The organism is Plebeiibacterium sediminum (genome assembly GCF_026013605.1).
Classification (GTDB): Bacteria; Bacteroidota; Bacteroidia; order Bacteroidales; family Marinilabiliaceae; genus Saccharicrinis; species Saccharicrinis sediminus.
In genome coordinates this window covers 1-371 of record NZ_JAPDPJ010000371.1, presented here as the reverse complement: position 1 = coordinate 371, position 371 = coordinate 1, and the positions used below count along the sequence as shown (strand labels likewise).

1 protein-coding gene is annotated in these 371 nt (G+C 34.0%); it reads right to left on the bottom strand.

Annotated elements, in window-relative coordinates; translation table 11 throughout:
- On the bottom strand, positions 1–371 hold a 371-nt coding region (locus tag OM075_RS25825), incomplete at both ends, for a transposase (RefSeq protein WP_301193416.1).

Genomic DNA, 371 nt, shown 5'->3' with positions numbered 1-371 from the left:
AAGTAGTGAAGCTGAAAGTTCTGCTTCATCTTTTTGAAAAGCAGTTCTATACCCCAACGCTTCTTGTATAAAAATGCCACTTCTTCTGCTGATATTTCAAAATTATTGGTTAAGAACTCAAAATAGCGATTCTGATCATCTTGGTAAGCCACTTTTCTAAGTCTTATTGTCTTCTTTATTTTATATTGCTTCTCTCCATCTTCGTTTTCCGGATAGTATTCCAACTCTATGGTCTGATCTTTTAGGACTTTGGCGACACCTTTCTTTTTATATCCTGTCTTATGTGTTTCTATAATTGTGTAAACTGCATTTTTCTTTAAACGGGTTACAAAATAGACTTGCTGATGAGTCCATAAAGCAAACTGATGATA